General features: G+C 61.5%; 17 protein-coding genes. 9 read left to right on the top strand and 8 right to left on the bottom strand.

The features are described from left to right. Window positions 1-25: 25 nt before the first annotated feature. The 3 genes from ACZ5FP_RS14730 (at window position 26) to ACZ5FP_RS14720 (ending at window position 2,561) form a co-directional block, all read left to right on the top strand. Window positions 26-898: an ABC transporter ATP-binding protein gene (locus tag ACZ5FP_RS14730; protein WP_288192495.1), complete on the top strand. Its 873-nt coding sequence runs from the start codon at window positions 26-28 to the stop codon at window positions 896-898. A 12-nt stretch (window positions 899-910) separates the two neighbouring features. Further along, on the top strand, window positions 911-1,903 hold the full coding sequence (locus tag ACZ5FP_RS14725; RefSeq protein WP_105732406.1) for an MlaD family protein: 993 nt from the start codon (window positions 911-913) through the stop codon (window positions 1,901-1,903). A gap of 103 nt (window positions 1,904-2,006) precedes the next feature. After that, window positions 2,007-2,561 (top strand): ABC-type transport auxiliary lipoprotein family protein, encoded by a 555-nt coding sequence (locus ACZ5FP_RS14720; protein ID WP_374042692.1) that lies wholly within the window; start codon window positions 2,007-2,009, stop codon window positions 2,559-2,561. A 9-nt stretch (window positions 2,562-2,570) separates the two neighbouring features. Here the strand turns inward: ACZ5FP_RS14720 and ACZ5FP_RS14715 are convergent, their stop codons facing one another. Further along, window positions 2,571-2,996, bottom strand: coding sequence for a rhodanese-like domain-containing protein (locus tag ACZ5FP_RS14715; protein ID WP_464661012.1), 426 nt, complete (start codon window positions 2,994-2,996; stop codon window positions 2,571-2,573). 85 nt (window positions 2,997-3,081) lie between these two features. Here ACZ5FP_RS14715 and ftrA point away from each other — a divergent pair, with 85 nt between their 5' ends. Further along, window positions 3,082-4,083, top strand: a complete 1,002-nt coding sequence (gene ftrA / locus ACZ5FP_RS14710) for a transcriptional regulator FtrA (RefSeq protein ID WP_464661010.1) — start codon at window positions 3,082-3,084, stop codon at window positions 4,081-4,083. A gap of 163 nt (window positions 4,084-4,246) precedes the next feature. Here the strand turns inward: ftrA and ACZ5FP_RS14705 are convergent, their stop codons facing one another. After that, window positions 4,247-5,779: an FAD-dependent monooxygenase gene (locus tag ACZ5FP_RS14705; RefSeq protein ID WP_464661008.1), complete on the bottom strand. Its 1,533-nt coding sequence runs from the start codon at window positions 5,777-5,779 to the stop codon at window positions 4,247-4,249. 320 nt (window positions 5,780-6,099) lie between these two features. Then, on the bottom strand, window positions 6,100-11,328 hold the full coding sequence (locus ACZ5FP_RS14700) for an apolipoprotein A-IV repeat region-like domain-containing protein (protein WP_464661006.1): 5,229 nt from the start codon (window positions 11,326-11,328) through the stop codon (window positions 6,100-6,102). A 301-nt stretch (window positions 11,329-11,629) separates the two neighbouring features. Here ACZ5FP_RS14700 and ACZ5FP_RS14695 point away from each other — a divergent pair, with 301 nt between their 5' ends. The 3 genes from ACZ5FP_RS14695 to ACZ5FP_RS14685 all read left to right on the top strand — a co-directional run bounded on the left by ACZ5FP_RS14695 (window position 11,630) and on the right by ACZ5FP_RS14685 (window position 13,565). Further along, the gene (locus ACZ5FP_RS14695) at window positions 11,630-12,004 is read left to right on the top strand and encodes an Hpt domain-containing protein (protein WP_223612938.1); all 375 of its coding nucleotides are present in this window, start codon (window positions 11,630-11,632) and stop codon (window positions 12,002-12,004) included. Window positions 12,005-12,109: 105 nt separating this feature from the next. Beyond that, window positions 12,110-12,430: a 2Fe-2S iron-sulfur cluster-binding protein gene (locus tag ACZ5FP_RS14690; RefSeq protein WP_240370589.1), complete on the top strand. Its 321-nt coding sequence runs from the start codon at window positions 12,110-12,112 to the stop codon at window positions 12,428-12,430. A gap of 109 nt (window positions 12,431-12,539) precedes the next feature. Beyond that, the gene (locus ACZ5FP_RS14685) at window positions 12,540-13,565 is read left to right on the top strand and encodes an NAD(P)/FAD-dependent oxidoreductase (RefSeq protein WP_464661003.1); all 1,026 of its coding nucleotides are present in this window, start codon (window positions 12,540-12,542) and stop codon (window positions 13,563-13,565) included. A 31-nt stretch (window positions 13,566-13,596) separates the two neighbouring features. Here the strand turns inward: ACZ5FP_RS14685 and ACZ5FP_RS14680 are convergent, their stop codons facing one another. After that, window positions 13,597-14,217 carry a DUF922 domain-containing Zn-dependent protease gene (locus ACZ5FP_RS14680; RefSeq protein ID WP_464661001.1) on the bottom strand — a complete coding sequence of 207 codons (621 nt, stop codon included), beginning with the start codon at window positions 14,215-14,217 and terminating at the stop codon, window positions 13,597-13,599. 139 nt (window positions 14,218-14,356) lie between these two features. Here ACZ5FP_RS14680 and folP point away from each other — a divergent pair, with 139 nt between their 5' ends. Together folP and folK are read left to right on the top strand one after the other, a co-directional pair. Continuing rightward, window positions 14,357-15,196, top strand: a complete 840-nt coding sequence (folP, locus tag ACZ5FP_RS14675; protein WP_464660999.1) for a dihydropteroate synthase — start codon at window positions 14,357-14,359, stop codon at window positions 15,194-15,196. After that, window positions 15,193-15,717 carry a 2-amino-4-hydroxy-6-hydroxymethyldihydropteridine diphosphokinase gene (gene folK / locus ACZ5FP_RS14670; RefSeq protein ID WP_464660998.1) on the top strand — a complete coding sequence of 175 codons (525 nt, stop codon included), beginning with the start codon at window positions 15,193-15,195 and terminating at the stop codon, window positions 15,715-15,717. Before folP ends, folK begins: the two co-directional genes overlap by 4 nt. Here folK and ACZ5FP_RS14665 read toward each other — a convergent pair whose 3' ends face one another. The 4 genes from ACZ5FP_RS14665 to ACZ5FP_RS14650 all read right to left on the bottom strand — a co-directional run bounded on the left by ACZ5FP_RS14665 (window position 15,718) and on the right by ACZ5FP_RS14650 (window position 19,506). Further along, complete coding sequence (locus ACZ5FP_RS14665; RefSeq protein ID WP_464660996.1) at window positions 15,718-16,260, bottom strand: hypothetical protein; 543 nt, start codon at window positions 16,258-16,260, stop codon at window positions 15,718-15,720. Window positions 16,261-16,366: 106 nt separating this feature from the next. Further along, the gene (locus tag ACZ5FP_RS14660; RefSeq protein ID WP_464660994.1) at window positions 16,367-17,452 is read right to left on the bottom strand and encodes a YcjF family protein; all 1,086 of its coding nucleotides are present in this window, start codon (window positions 17,450-17,452) and stop codon (window positions 16,367-16,369) included. Then, window positions 17,449-18,912: a YcjX family GTP-binding protein gene (locus ACZ5FP_RS14655; RefSeq protein WP_464660993.1), complete on the bottom strand. Its 1,464-nt coding sequence runs from the start codon at window positions 18,910-18,912 to the stop codon at window positions 17,449-17,451. Before ACZ5FP_RS14655 ends, ACZ5FP_RS14660 begins: the two co-directional genes overlap by 4 nt. 78 nt (window positions 18,913-18,990) lie before the next feature. After that, window positions 18,991-19,506: a SixA phosphatase family protein gene (locus tag ACZ5FP_RS14650; protein ID WP_464660992.1), complete on the bottom strand. Its 516-nt coding sequence runs from the start codon at window positions 19,504-19,506 to the stop codon at window positions 18,991-18,993. Window positions 19,507-19,839: the final 333 nt, after the last annotated feature.

Genomic DNA, 19,839 nt, shown 5'->3' with positions numbered 1-19,839 from the left:
TCAGATCCAGGGACGCCCGAGGCGAATGAATTCGACAGACAACGGCCAGAGCAGAGAGCAGGAGCCCAGCGATATCATCCTTTCGGTCAAGGATGTCAGCGTGTCCTTCGGCCGTTCATCAGTGCTGGAGCACCTGAATCTCGACGTTTATCGCGGCGAGATACTGGGATTTGTCGGCGCATCAGGGACGGGCAAGTCCGTCCTCATGCGGACGATCCTCGGGCTCAATCAGAAACAGCACGGCAATATCAGCATTTTCGGCCATGATATCGATCACGCGACGGAACAGGAAAAACTCAGCGTAGACATGCGCATGGGCGTCCTGTTCCAGCACGGTGCGTTGTTCTCGTCGCTGACGGTTCTGGAGAACATTCAGGTGCCGATGCGCGAATATCTCGACATTCCGCACAGCCTGATGGACGAACTGGCGCGCCTCAAGATCGATCTGGTCGGATTGAAGCCGGATACGGCGGAGAAATTTCCGTCGGAGCTGTCCGGCGGCATGATCAAGCGTGCGGCGCTCGCCCGCGCTTTGTCACTCGACCCGGACATCGTCTTTCTCGATGAGCCGACATCGGGGCTCGATCCCATCGGTGCCGCGGATTTCGATGAACTGATCGCAAATCTGCGCGATACCATGGGTTTGACGGTCTATATGGTCACGCACGATCTCGACAGCCTGTTCGCCGTTTGCGACCGAATCGCGGTATTGGGTAAGAAAAGGGTTCTTGTGGAAGGAACCATCGACGACATGCTGACGTTTGATGACCCGTGGGTTCAGGAATATTTTCATGGCAAGCGCGCGCGCCAGATCGTGCCGAACGGCAGCAGCAGGCGAAAGTCTGATCGTGTGCAAAGCGCCCGGCAATCCGGGCCGTTGCTGAAGGAACAGGGTTAGGTGGAATAATCGATGGAGACCAAAGCCAACTACGTTCTGGTCGGGATTTTCACGCTTGCGGTTTGCGTCGCGGCGTTCGTCTTCGTGTACTGGATCGCCCGCTATGGCGACAGGCAGGAAATGACGACGCTGGAAATCCGTATCGCCGGTTCGGTCACCGGCCTGGCCGAGGGCAGCCAGGTGCTGTTCAACGGCATCAAGGTTGGCACCGTGCGGCGCCTGAATATCGACAAGACCAATCCTGACGCGGTGATCGCCACTGCGGAAATTGACAGCACGACACCGATCACCCGCTCGACCCAGGCAACCCTCGGCTTTACTGGCCTCACCGGTCTGGCCTTCGTGGAGCTCAAGGGCGGCAAGGTCTATGAGCCCAATCTGCTTGAAGAAGCCGACAAGGATGGCGCCGTCGCGCGTATCGATGCCGATCCGTCCGTGGTCAACAACCTTTTGCAGAAGGCGCAGGACATTCTCGAACGCGTTAACACGGCGATGAGCTCCATCGAGAGTTTCATCACGGAAGTGAAGGGGCCGCTGGTCGATACGGTCAACAACACGAAGAAGTTCACCGATGCGCTGGCCAAGAACTCCGATGTGATCGACAAGTTCAGCCAGAGCGCCGAAGACGTGCAGTCGGTGGTGCGCGAGGCGCGTGAAATGATGACGCGCCTGAATGCCGCTTCCGCCCGGGTCGATGGCGTCCTGGCCAAGGTCGACAATCTGGTGTCCGACGGGGATGGCAGCGTTGTGGCTGAAGCGCGGAACACGCTCAAATCCTATCGTGCGGTTGCCGACAATCTGAACACCAAGCTCGGCCCGATCACGGACAACCTCAACCGCTTCTCCGGACAGGGCCTGCGCGACGTGCAGGCGCTCGTTACCGAGAGCCGCCAGTCGGTCCAGCGCATCGAGCGGGCGATCAGCGATCTAGAGAAGAATCCGCAGCGGGTGATTTTCGGTGGCAGCGGCAATGTGCCGGAGTATGACGGCCGCACGCGCCGTTGACTTTGACAAAGCTGCATCGCATGAAGGTTAATGAATCGTGAAGCTTTGCGTGACAGGGATGATACCATTGGTGAATTCAAGAACGACAATTGCCGCTCTGCTGATGGCTTTGTCCGTTTCCGCCTGCGCCGGAACCAAGAAGCTTGATACATTCGATCTGTCCGGCCCGTCGCTGTCCGACACTTCATCCAGAAAACATGGCAGCCGCCAGATCCTGATCGCCGCGCCGTCGGCCCTCAAAGCCCTTGACGGCGAGAATGTCGTTGTCCGCTCCGGACCGAACGCCATTTCGTTCCTAAAGGGCGCGCAGTGGTCCGACCGCCTGCCGAACATCGTGCAGACGCGGCTTGTGCAGGCCTTCGAGAGCTCGGGCCGCTTCGGCGGTGTCGGCCGTCCCGGCGAAGGCCTTGCCATCGATTATCAGGTGATCAGCAATATCCGTACGTTCGATATCGATGCCTCGGGCAAGGAAACGGCCGTTGTCGAGATCGCCATCAAGATCCTCAATGACAAGAACGGCACCGTGCGCGCCACCCGCGTGTTCCGCTCGACATCGCCGGTCAGCGGCCAGGGCAATGCCGCCTATGTCACCGCGCTGAACCATGCGTTTGACAGCGCCGCAGGCGATATCGTCACCTGGACGCTGTCAGTTATCTAAACCGGAAACTCAAGCGACCTTTTTCAGTTCGCCTGCTGCCGGACCGGTGGCGAAGGGGAGTTCCTCGTCGGCCCAGCCGGTAATGCCGCCGATCATGATCTTGACCGGGCGTCCCAGTCTTGCGAGTTTCAGCGCCGCCTGATCGGCTCCATTGCAGTGAGGGCCGGCGCAATAGGCGACGAACAGCGTATCGTCCGGCCAGCCCGCCATCCGCTCGGCGGTGATCTCGCGATGCGGCAGATGGATGGCTCCCGGCACGTGACGGCGTTCATAGGCCGCCGGTGTTCCCACCACGTGCAGGAGGACAAAGTCCTGTTCGCCCGCCTTCAGCGATGCGGCCACGTCGGCACAATCGGTCTCAAGCGCGAGACGCCGGGAAAAATGCTCGATGACAATCTGTGGTGCGGCGGCAGGGGTTTCGGTAACGTAGCTCATGGGGTTCTCCTGTGTTGCTGCCCAATTCGTAAGGCAAGCAACAAGGCACTGGTAGTTGGCAAGATTGCCATATATCGTCGATATCATGTCAAACGCATCCCTTGCCCCCCGCCTTGAGAATCCGCTGGTTGTCGCCGTTGCCTATGACGGGCTCTGCACGTTCGAGTTCGGCCTGGTCGTCGAAATGTTCGGACTGCCGCGCCCGGAAATGGGCGATGACTGGTACAAATTTGCCGTGGCCAGTATCGAGGTGGGCGAGTTGCGCGCTACGGGCGGCGTGCGCATTCTGGCCGATGGCGGGCTCGACCTGTTCGAACAGGCGGGCACCATCATCATGCCGGGCTGGCGCGGCGTCGAGCATGCAGTGCCGGACGCTTTGGCACAGGCCCTTCGGCGGGCGCATGCCAATGGCGCGCGGATTCTTTCCATCTGCTCCGGCGTGTTCGTCCTGGCGGCCGCCGGTCTCCTGGCCGGTCGCAGGGCGACGACGCACTGGCGTTATGCCGATCTCCTGGCAGAGCGCTATCCGGATATCGCGGTTGAGCCCAACGTGCTTTACGTGGATGAGGGCAGCGTCCTGACCTCTGCCGGGAGCGCGGCGGGCATTGACCTCTGCCTGCATCTGATCCGCCGGGATTTTGGTACCGAGGCCGCGAACAAAGTGGCGCGCCGGCTTGTGGTGGCGCCGCATCGTGAAGGCGGGCAGGCGCAGTTCGTTGAACGGGCCGTGCCGCCCCCGCATGAGGGGATACGCCTGTCGCCGCTGCTCGAGCGGATGCGCACCGAGCTCAGGCAGGATTTTTCCATTGCAACGCTGGCCAAGGCGGCGGGCATGAGCCCGCGCACCTTCCTGCGCCGCTTCGAGGCCGCGACCGGCACGACACCGGCCAAATGGCTGCTGTCGGAACGGCTGGCCAAGGCGCGGGAACTGCTTGAGCAGTCGGTGCTTTCGGTCGAGATCATCGCCGAGACCACCGGGTTCGGCACGGCTGCCACCCTGCGGCATCATTTTCGCCAGCAATTGGCAACCACGCCCACCGCCTACCGCGAGATGTTCGGCGGAGAGAAGACGTTGCAGACGGCGTGAGGACAACGGCAGGGAACATCGTGCGTGGTTCGACAAGCTCACCATGAGGGATGACGTGGGCTGCAGGGAGTCATGTTCTGCAACGCCTGTGACTGGCTTTGCAACCAAACCACTTTCCTCATGGTGAGCTTGTCGAACCACGCACCACGTATCGTTCACCTGCCTATTCAGGCTCGCCGAACCATTGCGCCGCGGTCTGCGCAAGGTCTTCCAGATCGGAAGCAGTCGCACCGGCCCAGGCGACGATACCGTCAGGGCGTATGAGCACGGCGCGCAGGCCAAGCCGGTTTCTGGCATCCCGTGCGAGATAGCCGATCCGGCCGCCCCAGCGGCGTGCCAGCTCCTGAAGCGGTGCCGTGGCGTCAAAGTCCAGGAGGAGGCCTTTCCCGCTTCCAAGATGCCCGCCAAGGAACGTCCCGTCGGCCAGCTCGAAGTCGGGCGCACTGCGGCCGACCAGCGGGTGGCTGCTCCCAAGATCGTAGCGGAGAGACACGCCCCAGACGCGTTCGGCGAAGTAGGTTGCACCATCGCGCGTGTCGATGAGATCACGGATGATGGCTTCGAGCGCACGGGAACTGCGGCTCGGCCGCATGAGCGCAACCTGGGCGCGCGACCAGTCAAGCACCTGCGCTCCGACCGGATGCCGTTCGCTCTCATAACTGTCGAGCAGGCCGGACGGCGCGGTGCCGCGGATCGTTGATGCAAGCTTCCATCCCAGGTTCATCGTGTCGCCAAGCCCGAGATTCAGCCCCTGTCCGCCGAGCGGGGAATGGATGTGCGCGGCGTCACCGGCGAGCAGCACCCGTCCGTTGCGGTAGGCGGTGGCCTGACAGGCGCGATCCGTCCACGTGGTGGCAAGCGTGAGCGCCGTTACCGTGATGCCGGTGCCGGAGACGCGGCGCAGCACCGTCTGCATGTGGTCGAGCGTGATCGGCCGGGTCCGGTGGTAAACGCCGCCGTCGAAATCGACCATCGCGATGGTTCCGGGCTTCTGGTAGGTGTACATGCCCGTCGGCGTATAGTGACGGCCGGGGACAAGCATGTCCGGATCAGCCATCTCGACCTCAACGGAATAGCCGGTGAATTCGGGATCGGTGCCGGCGAATGTAAAACCTCCAGCCTTGCGCACGGTGCTGCGTCCGCCATCGCAGCCGACGAGCCAGCGTCCGTGAAAGGCGGTGCCGCCGGCATGAACGGTCACGCCATCATCCGACTGCTCGAAACTCTCCACGCCGAGGCCGCGCCTGATCTCGACGCCCATCGCGTCAGCACGGGCGGCCAGGACGGATTCCACGCGCTGCATGGTGGTGGCCAGGTTGGCGGCGGCAGGGCCGGGCAGCCGATAGGGCCATTTTGAGGTGTCGATCGTGTCCTGGAAAAACTGGATGCCGGCGAAATGGCCGCCCGGGCGGCGCGGCTGTTGCACCCAATGCGCGGCAGCCGGTGTCCTATCCGATGGTTCTTTTTGCGGGGCTGAGATGTCATCCAGCAGCCCGCGGCGATAGAAGGCTTCGACGGTGGGGGCGGAAAGGCCGCGCATGCCGAACGGCAGCCCTTTCAAGGGGGAGTGCGGGGTTTCGGCTTGCTCCAGCACCAGGACCGAGAGGCCGGCGAGGCGCAGCTCGCAGGCGAGAAACAGGCCAACTGGGCCTGCACCGGCAATCACAACATCATAAATCCTGGGAAAATCGGGCATGAACTACTCCTTTGTGGTCGTTCGACCGGAGCGGTTCATCGTTCTGCGAACCACACGGACGAACAAGAAACGCTTGGACAGCGTTGGCTGTTCGTCGAGGGGAACACATGCACGAGGCAGGGACAGAGCTTCCGTTTCCGAAAGGACTTGGGCTTACCAAACCAAGTCTGCCTTTTCCGACGCGGCATATATAGCGCCGGAGCCGCCGGCCTGCAACGGGAGATGTTCCATTTGCTGCAGGCCTGTCTCCGGCGCTGATGCACCGTCAACAAAAAACGCGGCCCCGAGGCCGCGTTTTTCAGTTCTGACAGGACACCGCCTTAGCGCAGGCGGTTACTCGCATGGGCCAGCATGGTGTAGACCTTGCCGGTATCCGACGTCAGGTAGTTCTGGGTCAGGACATTGTCGCGATCATTGCGGGCAACGTCTTCCAGCAGGCGTTCGAAGTCGTCCATGTAGCGGTCGACGGCACGGCGGAATTCGCTGTCTGCCTGGTACTTGCGCTTGATCTCGTCAAACGTCTGCTGACCCTTCAGCGTGTAGAGGCGGCGGGTGAACACATTGCGTTCACCGGCGCGGTAACGCTGCCACAGTTCAACCGAAGCCTCGTGGTCGATGGCGCGCGTGATATCGACCGAAAGCGAGTTCAGCGATTCAACCACCTGACCGGGCGAGCGTGCCTCGGGCGCCTTTGCCTTTGGCTCGGCCGGAGCTTCATCGCTGGATGCACGACGGAGCAGGTCGGAAACCCAGCCATTGCCCTGCTTGGGCTGTTCCGGGTTGCCGCGCACGTCGAGGCTGCCGCGCATGGCCGGGGCCGGAGCAGCGGGTGCCGCAGCAACGGCGCGTGGTGCGGCAACCGGTTCGCTGCGCTGCGGCTGCGGGGCCTGTGCAACAGCTGCTGCCGTACGGGCAGGAGCAGGGGCGCGGGCTGCCCGGGCTTCGCCGACGTCGGTCAGGCGTCCGGACTTCTGCACGATTTCCGACAGTTCCTTCAGCGCATTGATCTGCTCGGAAACAGCCTTGCGCATCTGCGCGGTCGACTGCTTGGCTTCTTCCGGCATGTCCATGACACCGCGCTGCAGTTCGGAGCGGGTCTCTTCGAGTTCCGCACGGATGGCAGCGGAGGAGCGGCGGATTTCGTCCGTCGCATTGGCGAACTTCTGCGATGCCTGTTCGACAACTTCCGCGATCGAATTGCGGATCTGTTCGGTTGTCTGCGTGGCACGGCCTTCGGCCCGGTCGAAGGCGGAGGAGACGAGGGATTCGAACGACCGCATGGTCTTTTCGATGTGCTCGGATTTCTCCACCAGACCGGTTGCCAGATTCTGCAGGGCGGCCTGACGTTCGTCGAAGGTCGACGCGAGGTTCGACTGCGACGAGTTGATCAGTTCCGATGCAGCACCCAGCATCTTGCCATGCTCGTCGAAACGCTTGGCGATGGAAGCAATGTCGACGAGTGTCGTGTTCGACAGCTGCGAGAGCTTGCCGATATTGCCGTCGATCAGGCGTGTCGAAGACTGGAAGGACTCGGCCGCACGCGTTGCGTTTTCGGCAAAGGTGGTTGTCGTGTCGAGCAGGCGGCCGTCGATGTCGCCAAGGTTCTTGGTGGCCATGTCGATCAGCTCGCCCAGCTTCGCATTGGAAGAGGAGAGGCGGTCGATCAGGTTGCTGACGTCGTCGGTCAGACCTGCCTTGGCTTCCTGGACAGCGGTGATGGTTTCCGCAGTGCGGCTGGCGATGGCATTGATCAGGGCCGCATTTTCCACGCGCAGGCGTTCTGTCGCCGCCGTGGTGGCTTCGACAAGCTGCGAAGCGAGCGTACGGCCATTGTCAGCAAGGCTCTCGACGAGCGGCTGCGCCGTGTTGTCGAGGATGCTGATGATTTCCTGCGAGCGGGCTGCCAGCACTTCGTTGAGTTCGCGGGTGCTTTCGGCCAGCTTGGAGGCGGTGGAATCCGTGGCCGCGGTGAAGCGGGCTTCCAGTGCTTCCAGATTGGCTGCGGCTTCCGTTGCCCGCTGACCAAGACGCTTCTCGGTTTCAGCCAGGCTTTCGTTCATGCGCTGGCTGAATGCCTCGCCGTGACCGTCGAGCGCTTCACCGGCCTTCTGTGCTTCGCCGGTAAGGGTGGAAGCGGCTTCGGTGATCTTGTCGCGCAGGGTGCGGGCAACGACCGAGGCGCTCTGTTCAAGCGACTTGCGGACATTGTCGACACCCATGGCGAGCGCGCTCTGCATGGTCGTCGTGCGTTCGTCGATGGTGCCGCCATGGGTTTCGAACGCCTTGGCGAGCACTTCGGCGCTGTCGTGCAGAACGGCCTGCAGGGCAACGGTACGATCGCTGATGGCGCTGGCCTGACCGTCAAGGGTCTGGCTGAGCGTCGTATTGCCATGTTCCATCGCCGCGCGAATACCGCTGATACGGTCGTCGAGCACGCTGGCATGGGTGTTGAGTGTCTCACCAATGCGGGCATCGCTGTCGGCGAGGCTTGCCGCGATGGCCGCGGCCCGCTCGTCGATCGTACCGACATGGGCGGCAAGCGTATCGCTGATACCGGCATTGCTGTTGGCAAGCGTTGCCTGGATGGCTGCCGCGCGCTCATCGAGCGTGTTGACGTGCGAGGCAAGTGTGCTGCCGATCTTGGCGGTGCTGTTGGCAAGCGTCGACGTGATCGTCGCAGCCCGCTCGTCAATAGCGCCGACATGTGAGGCGAGCGTGTCATCGATGCGCGCACTGCTGTTCGAAAGCGCTGCCGAGATTGCGGCAGCCCGTTCGTCAATCGCATTGACATGCGAGGCAAGCGTATCACCGAACTGGGCGTTGCTGTCGTTGAGCGTTGCCCGGATTCCGGCGGCACGTTCGTCGATGGCGGTGACGTGCGAGGTGAGCACATTGCCGATCTGTGCATTGCTGCTGTCGAGAACAGAGCGGATGCCGGCAGTGCGTTCGTCGATGATCGACGCATGACCGGCCAGGGTCTGGCCGATTTGCGCATGGGTGTTTTCAAGCGCCGCCTGGATGGCCGCCGTGCGCTCATCCAATGCCGAGGCATGGGAAGAAAGCGTGTTGCCGATGCGTGTATCGCTGTTGGCGAGCGCCTGTTCGATACCGGCGGTGCGGTCCTCAATGGCGCTGGCATGCGATGCCAGAACATTGCTGATGCGCTCGTCACTGCTGGTCAGGGCGCTTTCAATGCGGCTTGTACGGCCATCAACGGATTCAATGAAGCCGCTGAGCGTGCCGTCGATGCGCGCACCGCTGTTGAGCAGGGTCGACTGGATTTCCGCGTTGCGGGCGTCAATGGCCTGCGTGTGGGCGGCCAGCGTCTCGTCAAGCTTGGCGTCGCTGCCAGCCAGAGCGAGCTGGATGTCCTGATTGCGCTCATCAAGGCTCTTGGCATGATGGTCAAGAGTCTGGGCAATCTTGGCGTGCGTGTCGACAAAGGCGGCGCGCATACCGGACGTGCGGTCGTCCATGATCTTGGCATGGGCTTCGAGCGTCTGGCCGATGCGGGCATCGCCAGCCAGGATCGCGGCTTCAACGCCGGCACTGCGGGCATCGATGCTGCGCGCATGTTCGTCCAGGGTCTGGCGGATCTTTTCATCCGTGTCGGAGAATGCAGCGTGCATGCCCGACGTACGGTCCTCGATGGCCTTGGCATGGGAATCGAGCGTCGCGCCGATGCGGGCATCATTGTCAGCCAGTGCCGCACGCAGACCGGAGGTGCGGTCATCGATCGATGCGGTGTGACCGTCGATGATCTGGCCGATGGCTGCCGTGCTGGTTTCGAGAACGGAGCGCAGGGTCGACGTATGGTCGCCAAGCTGTCCGGCCTGATCGCGAATGATCGAGGCAGCCCGTTCTGTTTCGCCGGAAAGGGTCGCAGCGAGGGCTTCGCGGCTTTCGGCCAGCCTGTCGGCAAAGAGCGTCGTGTTGGTGGACAGCAGGCTTCCAACCGATTCGGAAAGGCTCGACAGGTCGTTGCCGATCTTTGCCTTCGTCTCGTCGACGATACCGTCAATCGAAGCGCGGCCGTCAGTGAAGGTCTTGGCGATGTCGCGGGTACGTTCGATCAACTGTTCATTGATCTGGCGCGCACGGGCTTCCAGCGCTGAATTCAGGCGTTCGGTGCTTGCATCCAGCGACTGGGCGCGGGTTTCGAATTCAGCGAGCAGGGAACGGCCGCGCTCGTTGATTGTGGTGTCGAGCCCGGCGAGACGCGTATCGAATTCACCGACCAGGGTCTGGGTGGCGTTGCCCAGCAGCGAGAGCATGCTGTTGGTACGGCCATCCAGCGTATCGGCCAGCTTCATCGTTACCGAATCGGTCTGTTCGGACAGCGCTGCAATCCGCATTTCCAGAAGATTTGCAAAGGCTTCGCCCGAAGTGGTGATCTTGGCCGAGATGTCGTCGGAGCGCGAGCCGATCGATTCGGCAATTGTGTGCCCGCTCTGGGTCAGGCGATCGATGAGCGTATCGCCGGACTGGTTGATCGACATGGTCAGGTTGGTCGAGGCATTGAGCAGATTGTCGCGCAGCGAATCGCCAGCCAGGGACAGTTCATCCTTCAGCTGTTCATGTGCGCTGGAGATCGAAGCACGAACCCGTTCGGCATGGCCGATGACCGATTCGCGTTCGCCGCCAAGACGGTCGACCAGCGTGCGGATGCGGTGTTCGTTGTCGGTATAGACGCGTTCCAGCTGGTTGACCTCGGTCTGAACAAGCGTTTCCAGCTCAACGGCACGGGCGAGGGTGCGTTCGACACCTTCGCTCATCGCGGCGACTTCACGGCGAACGGCCTGGCCCAGCGAGGCCACGCGGTCGGACGAGAGCATTTCCGGCTCGGAAAGACGCATGGCGGCTTCGGCCATGGAGCGGGCGGCATACTGCATTTCCTGCGCGCGGCGCACCATCAGGGCAAAGGCCCAGAACAGCATGATCGGAACGATGATCGCGACGGCGAGGGCAATCGCATAGGGCGCAGCGGCAAAATCGGCGAAGGACCGAATCGACCACAGGGACGAGCCGTAGAGCGCCTGACCAAGCGCAAGAACGCCGGCGGCCCAGAGCACGCTGACGATTGCGGTGACCAGTCCATAGGAGCGCGGCGCCTGGTTTGAAACCGGCGAACGGGTCGTTTGGGTATTCTGCAGCAAATCGTCATTTGCCGGCTTGAATGTCTGCGGCGGCACGGCAGGCGCCTTTGGCGGCGCGGGCGGAGCAGCGGGAATCGGGTTGGCAGCCTGGATCTGCGGCTTGGGCGCCGGCAGCGGAATCGTGTTCTCCGCGGCAAGGCTTTCCTTGATTTCCACGGGCTTTACGGGTTCCGGAATGACGGGCGGATTGTGTTTTTCCGCTGCCAGTTCCTGCGCTGCCTGGGAAATCTGCGCTTCGAGATCGTTGAAAGAGATCAGATCGTCATCGACTGGCGAAAGATCCATATCCATGCCGAGTGTCGACTCATCGAAATCAATTTCTAGAGCCTTTTCAAGAGCTTCACCAAGTTCATCCTCGGCTTTCGCTGCTTTGTTCTTCGGGGCTGTGGCCATGTTTACCTCGCAATATTGGGCAGTGACCACATGTGGAGTCGACTGCGCCATACTCTTTACGCCTTAAGTCTATCGTACTGGCACATGGATTGGAAAGAAACAATGGATTCGGGAAATGCTTAAAAGTTTAAACACAAGGTTAATTTTTTTGGCCCGAACCAAATTTTGCCGGAATGCCTGAATTAACCCTTCGTTCACCACATCGGGCCAATTCGGGGGGTAGCGGCCACGCTTTAACCCAGAATATCCGGCATTTGATTAAACTTGTGCATTCATTTGAGTCTGAGTTCAGGAGAGTATCATGGCACTGCCACAACAAGCGTCAATGGCTTTTGCGCTGCCGGGCGGCGAAACGTCCAAACCATCGCGCAAACGGCCGATCGATCTTGTGCATCTTACCCGCGAGACATTCGGCAACCGGGCACTCGAGACCGAAATCCTCAGCCTGTTCTCCCGGCAGATCTCCGGAATCGTCAACCGGCTGAGCCAGGCGAACGCGGATGAACGGGTTCGTCTCGCCAAATCGCTCAAGGGTTCGGCGCGCGCCGTCGGTGCCTTTCGTGTGGCCGATCTGGCCGAATCGATTGAACAGTCGCCCGGCAACACGAAGCTGTTGAGTGAACTTCATCCAGAAATCGACGATGTGCGTGATTATATAGCGGCGATCACGCGCTAGGGCCTCAGTCCGGGGGCGGCCCCTCAGGCTGCGTCAGGGAGTGCAATTGACTTCCCTGCCCAAATCCCTATCTCAGCGGTAACTTTTCTGCTTGGGGCTTTTTTCATGGCAAAGATCACGTTTGTCACTTTCGATGGCGTCCGGATTGAAACGGAAGCCGAGAACGGCTCGACCGTGATGGAAAGTGCCATCCGCAACGCCGTGCCGGGCATCGACGCGGAATGCGGCGGTGCCTGCGCCTGCGCGACCTGCCATGTCTATGTCGACGGTGCATGGAAGGACGCGGCCGGAGAGCCGGAAGCCATGGAAGAAGACATGCTGGACTTCGCCTATGACGTGCGTCCGAGCTCGCGTCTGTCCTGCCAGATTCGCGTTTCCGATGAACTGGACGGGCTTGTTGTGCATGTTCCGGAACGTCAGGCCTGACATTCCGCATATTTTGCCTGATATTTTCTCACCGACCGATTAGAATTGCTCCATTCCAGACCGCGGGCGGGTATGAAATACTGCACTGGTTTGTCATGAGGAATTGTCGATGAGTGAAATAACCAAAACGGACGTTGTGATCATTGGTGCCGGGCCTGTCGGCCTCTTTGCCGTATTCGAACTCGGCCTTTACGATCTCAAATGCCATCTGATCGATATTCTCGACCGTCCCGGCGGCCAATGCGCCGAGCTCTACCCGGAAAAGCCGATCTATGACATTCCGGCCTGGCCCGAGATCAGCGGGCAAGGTCTGACGGACAAGCTGATGGAGCAGATCAAGCCGTTCGCGCCGCAATTTCATTTCAACCGCATGGTCACGCGGCTGGAACGCCAGCCCGATGGCCAGTTCCACGTGGAAACGGACGAAGGCGAGATTTTTGAGACCAAAGTGGTGGTGATCGCCGCCGGCGGCGGCTCATTCCAGCCGAAGCGCCCGCCGGTTCCCGGCATTGAAGCCTTCGAGGGCAAGAGCGTCTTTTATTCGGTGCGCCGCATGGAAGAGTTCCGTGACGAAGACGTGCTGATTGTCGGCGGCGGCGATTCGGCCCTGGACTGGGCGCTGAACCTGCAGCCCATCGCCCGCAGTTTGACCGTGGTGCATCGGCGTGCCGAATTCCGCGCGGCGCCCGACAGCGTCAAGAAAATGTTCGAACTGGTCGAACGTGGCAGCGTGCGGTTCGAGCTTGGACAGGTTTCCGGCCTGACGGGCACCGACGGGCAGCTGTCCAGCGCCACGATCAAGGCTGCGGAGGGAGAGACGGAGATTCCGGTCACCCGCCTGCTGCCGTTCTTCGGTTTGACGATGAAACTCGGCCCTATCGCCGATTGGGGGCTCAACCTGCATGAAAATCTCATACCGGTGAATGTCGAAACCTTCGAAACCTCTGAATCGGGGATTTTCGCCATCGGCGACATCAACTGGTATCCCGGCAAGCTCAAGCTGATCCTGTCCGGTTTCCACGAGGCCGCGCTGATGACCCAGGCGGCCAAGCGCATCGTCAGCCCCGGCGAGCGGGTGGTGTTCCAGTATACGACCTCATCGACCAGCCTGCAGAAGAAGCTGGGCGTCGCTTGAAAGATGAACCGGCGCGTCAGCGCCGGTCACACTATCCCTTTTTCTTTTCCATCTCACGCTGGATGCGGAATATGAGCAGCCGTTCGAAGCGGCGCTCAAAATTCTTTCCCTCCACGCGGTCAAACTGAATCTGCGCAGCGTCCTGCTCCTTCATCAGCTTGACCATGAGCTTGGCCGCATCGGCTTTCATCTCTTCGCAATTGCTGCGCCAGGGCAGGGCTTTCATCGCCCGTTCCATATCGCCGGCGGCGGTGCGGGCGATCACGATATGGCTCTCTTCATGACGTTTGATATCGGCCGACAGCGTATCCCAGATCATGGCGAGATCGGGCTTGGCCGAAGCGCGCTGTTTCCAGCGCGGCAGGTGGACCTGAGCATGAATGGTGATGTTTGCATCGACAACCCGGCAGCTCTTGCCGTCGGAGCCGTATTTGACCTTGGTGTTGAACCGCATCTGTGTCGCGCCGGGATGGCGAGGCCCGGTCTTGTGCAGTTGCGGCCCACGCCGGCTCAACTCGCGGTCGAGATCGGCGGCGGTCGTGCCGGACAGGGTGAAATACTTGTAATTGCGCAGGACCACGGCCGCATTGGCGCTTTCTGTCGCGAGCAGGCATGCAAGTGCGAGAGCCGCCGTTCTGACAATCGTTTTCATGGGGACTGGTCCTTCATTTCGGCCAAAAGCCTGCCTGTGCTCCCGATACTGTAGCGCCAAAAACGTTGCGGATGAATTGACGTGACGGCCGTTCTGTTCAAAAACAACTGCAGCAGTACAGTCTTGAAAGGAGCATCCCATGCAAAGAGAGTGGCGTCTGGCGCATGGGCGATCCCTCACCCTCGGGCCGGTGTCTGTCATCATGGGTGTTCTCAATGTCACGCCGGATTCGTTTTCCGATGGCGGCGTGCATCTGGCGCTGGACAAGGCCATCGAGGGGGCGAGGGCGATGATTGCCGAGGGGGCAACCATCATCGATGTCGGCGGCGAATCGACCCGTCCCGGCGCAACCCGCGTCGATCCGCGGACCGAACAGGCGCGGGTACTTCCGGTCATCGAGGCCCTCGCACGGGAAACCGATGTCCTCATTTCCGTCGATACCTATCGCGAGGAAACCGCGCGGCTGGCCGTTGCCGCCGGTGCGCATATCGTCAATGACGTGTGGGGTGTCCAGCGCGAACCGGCGATTGCCGATCTTGCGGCGGAAACCGGTGCCGGGCTCGTCATCATGCATACGGGCCGGGAGCGGGAGCGCGATCCGGATGTCATCGTTGACCAATTCGCTTTCCTCAACCGGTCACTGGAGATCGCAAGGCTGGCCGGCGTGGCGCGCGAGCAGATCGTCCTTGATCCGGGATTCGGCTTTGCCAAGGAAACCGAGGAAAACCTTGCTTTGATGCGGCGGTTCGGTGAGCTGCAGGCCTTTGGTTATCCCTTCCTGGCGGGTACGTCGCGCAAGCGTTTCCTCGGCGCGGTGACCGGGCGCGATGCGGACCAGCGCGACGTGGTCACGGCCGCGACATCCGCGATCCTGCGGCTGGCCGGTGCGGATGTGTTTCGCGTGCACGATGTCAGGATGAACCGGGATGCGCTGGCCATTGCCGATGCCATGCTTGCAACCCGGAGTGCCGGGACATGAGCCTCGTGCACAAGGCGTGGCTGGGACTGGGCGGCAATATCGGCAAACCCGTTCAGTCGATGGCGGAAGCCCTGCAGGCCCTCGACCGCCGCGATGATACACGGGTCACCGCCGTTTCGCCGGTTTACCGGACGCCGCCGTGGGGAAAGATCGATCAGGCGTGGTTTCACAATGCCTGCGCCTGTGTCGAAACATCCCTCGAACCGGAAGCTTTGCTGGCGGCCACGCTGGATATCGAGCGCCGGATGAAACGGGAGCGGATCGAACGCTGGGGACCGCGCATCATCGACATCGACCTTTTGGCCTATGAGGGCAGGGAGCACTTTGAAAGCCCGACGCTGACACTGCCGCATCCGCGCATGACGGAACGGGCCTTCGTGCTGGTGCCGCTCGGCGATATCGCGCCGGACCTTGTGGTCAGCGGCAAAAGCATTGCCGGATGGGCTGTCCTGTGTGACCGTTCCGGCATAGAAAAAGCCCGCGACGAGGCGGGCTGGTGGCGCGACAACCGAACGGATTGATCAGTTCTTGGCGATGCTGCTGACCGCGGTGTTGTCCACCCGCTTCAGGGTCATGCCGACAACCGGGATCAGCGTATCTTCCAGCCGCACGGATATGGTGACGTTCAGCGTGTTGTCGCCGGTAAACTTGGCCAGCATTGCGCCGGTCAGCTGTTTGCGGGTGATGTTCAGGACAACCCGGTCGCCGGCAACGCTGCCGCCGGTGATATCAAGGCCCTTGCCCGCCGCACCGTCGAGGAACGTGCCCTTGTAGGTGCCGCCGGAACGGGCGATGGTTGCCTTCATCGGCTGGTTGAAAATGCCAACACGGCAATTGCCGTCCAGCGTCATGCCTGCGGTCTCATCGGGCGTTGAACCGTCGAGCGTGCAGGTGAATTTCGTGCCTTTGTACTTGCCGGCAACGATCTCGCCGGGACCAACCCACTGGCCTTCGACGGTCTGAAAGAACTCGGTGTCCTTGTCTTTGTCCTTGGCTTGTGCGGAAAACGCGAAGAGCGCGCATGCGAACAAAGATATGGTAGCGGCAGCTGCGCGTGTTTTCATTGGGGTTACTCAACACAAATCATTGAAATGACGATGACCGATCATCGGTTGGAATGGTTAACGGATGGTTGCCATTCCTGCCGAAATTGCAACCCCGTCCACAGGATTATTGTTTTTTCCCGCCGCCGATACGGGCAAGATCCCCAATAAAATCGCTGATCCCCGGGCGTTTTTCCGCATTGAACGGAAACGGGCGGACCAGATCCATTGCGGAAATGCCGATGCGCGCGGTCATCAGGCCGTTGATGACGCCTTCGCCCAGCCGCGCTGAGAGCTTTGCGGCGAGCCCGTGGCCGACAAGCTGCTGGACGATGCTGTCGCCCATGGCCACGGTGCCGGTGACGGCGAGATGGGCGATCACGTTGCGGGTCAGCTTGAGAAAGCCCAGTGTGCCGGGGCGTCCGCCATAGAGTTCCGACAGGCGGCGGATCAGCCGGGCCGACTCGAAAATCACGTAGCCGATATCGACGAGCGCGCGCGGACTGACGGCGGTGACAACCGAAACGCGCTTTGCTGCGGCGAGAATGAGCTCGCGCGCCTGCCGGTCGAGCGGGCGCAGCAATTCGGTTTCCGTCAGGCGGATGAGATCGCGTCCGTCGATCACGTCGTCGCGCAGGTCGTGCAGCAGGGCACGGCCCTTGGCGGTCGCCGGCATGGTCTCGGCGATGGTAACCAGCCGCGCGACGGCGGTCTTGGCCTGCCGTGCGTCATTGTCGGCCGCCGCCTTGGCCGCCTCATCGCGCAGCGATTGTACCGACGCGAGGCGGCGCAGGGCTAGGGTTTCGCGGATGACGATGGCCAGAAGCGAGAGGGCGGCGACGATGCCGACGGCAAGCGCCGCCCAGCCAAGCCAGGGCGCGCGCTCGAACAGGGTGCGGATCAGATTGTCGGCCCAAAGCCCGACGGCCAGCGATACCAATACGCCGAGGGAGCCGGTGAGCACGGACGCAAAGGAGAACCGTTTTTTGCGCGGCAGGGCTGGTGGCGGGGTCAAGGCATCCAGTTCATCTGCCGTTGCGGCATCGAGGTCGAACACATCAACGGGTGCCGGTGTGATCACCGCGATATCCCTGATTGCGGTGGGCCTGCGGGCTTCGGCGGGTTTGTGCGTCGTTTCCGTCCTGGCGCGCGCGGTTGCCTCCGGCGGGGCCATGCGGAAGGCTGCAGGTTTGCGTGGGGTGCTGTCGGTCATGCGAGGCGGTCTCCGATCAGGAACTGAAGCGCGCGATCAAGCCGGATATGTGGCAGCGACAGTGTAAACCCTTCTGCGGTCTTTTCGAGTACCGGCGGACGGAAACGGACGAAGCGAATGGCCGGATCTTCAGAAGCCGATTCCGGTCCTTCGAAAATTGAATCCGGTCTTTCCGGTAAGTCACCGGGAAATATGGCTGTTTCCGTCTTGCCGTCGAAGTGTTCGCCGTCGATCGTTTCGCCCTTCAGCGGCGTTCCGACGATGACGGGGAGGATTTCCTTGCCCTGGGTGACGGTTGCCTCGCGCGTGGTGCGCACCGCCGCCATGGCCAGCACGTCGACATTCGCGCCGGAAAAGTCGGCACGGCCGACGGCCCGGTCCACCAGGCGGCGGACGATGGCCTGCAGCCGGTCATGGCTTTCATGGTGCAGATGATCGGCCTTGGTTGCGGCGATGAGAATGCGGCCGATGCGCCGCTGGACAAGCCCGGTGAGGAAATTGGTGCTGCCGGGACGAAAGCAGGAGAGGATTTCCGTCAGGGCACGCTCGAGATCGGCGATGGCGGACGATCCCGCATTCATCGCCTGCATGGCATCGACCAGCACGATCTGCCGGTCGAGCCGGGCAATGTGCTCGCGGAAAAACGGTTTGACCACATGGGTCTTGTAGGCCTCGTAGCGGCGCTCCATCATGGCGGCCAGCGAGCCGGGGCGGAACTTGCCGGATTTGAGATTGGGCAGGGGTGCGAAGGTGAGGGCGGGTGAGCCGTCGAGATCGCCGGGCATCAGAAAACGGCCGGGCGGCAGCGTCGACAATGCGCGCTCGTCTGCCTTTCCCGCTTTGAGGTAGCCGGTGAAACTGCGCGCAAGTCGCTGCGCCGTTACTTCGTCGGCCTGCGCATCGGCGTCAATGGCGTCCGCCACGGCAAGCCACTCGCTTGCGAGCTCGCGGCGGCTTTCAAGGCGCGCCAGATCGAAGGAGTCGCTGGAGAATTCGGTATAGGACTTGTTGAGGAGCGGCAGGTCGAGCAGCCATTCGCCGGGATAGTCGACAATATCGAGGGAAAGCTTGCCGCCGGAAAACATGCGGTTCCACATCGACGCGGATTCATACTCGATGGTCAGCCGCAGCTCCGAAATGGCTCGGGTGGAATCCGGCCAGATACGGTCCTCGATGAGCGCCTTGAGGTGGTCCTCATACTGGAAGCGCGGTACGGCGTCGTCCGGCTGCTCCTCCAGATAGGCCTTGGCGATCCGGCCGGATTTCTGCGCTTCGAACATCGGCAACCTGCCGCCGTGGATGAGATTGTGCACCAGCGCGGTGATGAAAACGGTCTTGCCCGCCCGAGAAAGGCCGGTCACGCCAAGCCGGAGCGAGGGCGAAACCAGTCCCGCGGTCCGATCCGCCAGGGTATCGAGGGCGATCTTTGCCTCGTCGGTCAGTGTTGTCAGTGTTCCCAAGTCAATCGTCCTGCACTTTCGCCCGTTCTCGGCCCGGATATAGGGGTGACACGTCTAATGACAAGACGTTGGCTTTTTTCAGAGGTGCTCGGACGGCGACAGGAACGTGCTCAGCGTCCCGGTTCCATGGCGGATTTCCGCCAGGGGAGCGGCAAAATCAATGACGGCGAGCCCCGCCGTGGGAAAACCGGCTGCGAAGGTGGGGTGAGCGGGCGGATCGCCGCGCCCGGCAAGGGCAATGGCCACATCCTCCATCATCGGATTATGGCCGACCAGCATCACGGAATGGGCATCTTCATGCTCAAGCCCCGCCATGCGGATGGCTGTCAGATAGTTGTCGGCGCTGCCGGAATAGAGTTTTTCCAGATCTTCCAGAATGAAGGAAGGTTGCAGGGCGATATGCTCCAGTGTCTGCCTCGCCCGAACGGCGGTCGAGCAGAGGACGATGTCCGGCCGCAGCCCGAACCGCTTCATCTCTTCGCCCAGAACGGTTGCCGATTGAATCCCAACCGAGTCCAACGTCCGGTCAAAGTCTTTTTGCCCGGGAGATGGCCAGACTGCTTTGGCATGGCGGAGTAAATAGACCTGGCTCATCTTTAGGGTCCGGACCCGTTAATCTGGTCGAAATGGTATGAGGCTTTTCGTTCGGATACAAGGAGCAAAGGCGATGGCAATGTGGTTCATTTTCAAGCCTTTGCGACGATGTAGCCGGGCGAAAAGACCATATCCTCCGGACGCCGAAACGGCTGCAAGCTGCAGTGTCGAGCCGCTCGGTCGGGGGAAAGGCCCCGCCCTTCACGCCTCTCCTCGCATCTTCTTGCCGTTTCAGGCGCCCTTTCGATCAGATTAATGGGTCTGGACCCTTAACCCCACAGTGTTTTGGTTCTTTTAGGACACAATGAATGGATAAACCTCCGCGGCAAATGA

It is taken from the genome of Phyllobacterium sp. T2-21, from assembly GCF_055378485.1.
This window is presented reverse-complemented; position numbering and strand designations above follow the sequence as displayed.